Origin of the sequence: Streptomyces aurantiacus (assembly GCF_001418335.1) — a bacterium.
Classification (GTDB): Bacteria; Actinomycetota; Actinomycetes; order Streptomycetales; family Streptomycetaceae; genus Streptomyces; species Streptomyces aurantiacus.
The window spans coordinates 1-2,125 of record NZ_LIPP01000426.1 but is presented as its reverse complement, the minus strand read 5'-3'; the positions used below and the strand labels follow the sequence as shown (position 1 = coordinate 2,125).

Annotated in this window: 1 protein-coding gene; it reads left to right on the top strand. The window is 70.5% G+C overall.

From position 1 onward, the window contains the following. Window positions 1-182 precede the first annotated feature (182 nt). Window positions 183-1,883, top strand: a complete 1,701-nt coding sequence (locus AOK01_RS37610; protein ID WP_055519738.1) for an outer membrane protein assembly factor BamB family protein — start codon at window positions 183-185, stop codon at window positions 1,881-1,883. Window positions 1,884-2,125 lie beyond the last annotated feature (242 nt).

The window sequence follows — 2,125 nt, the reverse complement described above, 5'->3', positions numbered from 1 at the left end:
AGTTCGGGGGTGTCGGCTGGCCGCTGCTGCTGAGCGTTGTCGGTCACCCACTCAGTTTAGAGGTGTCACGGGCCCGCTCCGAAACTCGATTACTTGGTAACGGTGCGGCCCCCGATGCGCCGGCCACCCGTCCCTTGGGTGAGGATGTTCGAGCCACATAAGCATCTGGAGGGGAACCCAGAATGAGCTACAACCAGCCGGGCCCGTACGACGGGCAGCCCCAGCAGCCCGGACCGTACGGTCAGCCGCAGCAGCCCGGGCAGCCCGGACCTTACGGGCAGCAGCCCTCCGGCCCGTACGGACAGCAGCAGCCCGGGCCCTACGCGCCGCAGCCGGGACCGTACGGACAGCCGCAGCAGCCGGGGCCCTACGGCCAGCAGCCCGGCTACGGATATCCGCAGCAGCAGCCGCAATTCCCGGGCGCGCCCGGCACCCCGCCGGGCGGTGGCCCACGGAGCCCCTTCAAGGGCAAGCCCGCCGTGCTCATCGGGGCGGCGCTGGCCGCGGTGCTCGTCATCGGCGGCACCGTGTGGGCCGTCTCCGGCGACGACGACGGCGGCAAGAAGAAGCCCGTCGCGGAGAAGAGCCAGGACTCCAAGCCCACCGGCTCCGACGCGCCGGTCAACCCCGGTGACGGCGACGGCGACGGCAACGGCGGCACCGAGGACCTCAACGCGGGCCGCAAGGCCGGCGAGGCGAAGGTGCTCTGGTACAAGGAGGGCCCCGACGCCCCCGCTTCCGGTGCCGACGCCCCCGGCATGTGGATCACCGACACGGTCGCCGTGAAGGCCGCGTACAAGCAGGTCTTCGCCTACGACGTCGCCGACGGCAAGGTCAGCTGGCCCGCGATCACGTTCCCGCAGCCGATCTGTGCCGCGTCCACGCAGAAGACGTCCGACGACAAGGCCTTCGTGGCGTACAAGGGCGGCTCCAAGGACGGCGCCGAGTGCAACCAGCTCGTGCAGATCGACCTCGCCACCGGCAAGAAGGGCTGGACGCAGGAGATCCCGAAGGGTGAGCTGTTCGACAGCTCCCTCAGCCTCGGCCTGACCATCTCCGGGGACACGCTGATGGTCGGCCGCTCCCAGTCCGGCCTCGGCTACGACACGGGCAGCGGCGACAAGCTCTTCGACAAGAAGAGGTACGGCAACGCCTGCTTCCCTTCGGCGTTCGCCGGCGGCGCCAAGCTGCTCTCCGTCTCGTCCTGCGGTGCCGGCGGCGACAACGAGCACGACGAGGTGCAGGAACTCGACCCGGCGACCGGCAAGGCCAAGTGGACCAAGAAGATCCCCAAGGGCTGGCGCGTCGAGCGCGCGTACTCCGTCGATCCCGTCGTCCTCTACCTCACCAACGAGGACAAGAAGCAGTGGAACGTCACCGCGCTGAAGAACGACGGCACGGCCCGCTCGCAGGTCGACGTCGAGGAGTCGTTCGCGCCGGAGTGCGGCTGGGCGATCCTCTCGCGTGACCTCCAGGGCTGCTCGGGTGTGGCGGCCGACGCCAACACCCTCTATCTGCCGACCGAGGCGAAGAGCGGCGCCAACGAGGTCGTCGCGATCAGCCTGGAGACCGGGAAGGAGAAGTGGCGCGTCAAGTCCCCGGCGGACGAGTCGATGATGCCGCTCAAGACGGACGGCGCGAACCTCGTCGCGTACGTGCAGCCCTCGTACTCCGCGGCGGGGCGGATCGTCTCGGTCCCGACCGGCGGCGGCTCGCACACGCCGACGACGCTGCTGCAGAACCCGCAGGGCGCGGCGGACGTGGAGAACGGTTTCTTCTCGAAGGCCGTCGACTACGTGGACGGGCGCTTCTACCTCTCCACCACCCGGCTGACGGGCAACGACGAGTCGAAGGAGAAGTTGATGCTGGCCTACGGCAAGTGAGCCGGCCGGCTTCTCCTCCCGTCCTTCGCCCGCCCTCCGCCCCTGTCCGGGGCACGCCCGTCCGGGGCGTGCCCATCCGGCATACGTCCGTCCGGCGCACACCCGCTTGATCTCCGTCCCCTTCGCATCCGAGGTATCCACGTCATGAGCCAGCCTCCGCCGCCCCCGCCGCCCGGCCAGCCGCCCCAGGGAGGCGGTTTCGGCGCCCCGCAGGACCCGCCGCCGGGCGGCGGGGGCGGCGG

Excerpts from the sequence above, each read along its gene's own strand:
- AOK01_RS37610 (WP_055519738.1), top strand. The coding sequence starts at position 183 with ATGAGCTACAACCAGCCGGGCCCGTACGACGGGCAGCCCCAGCAGCCC.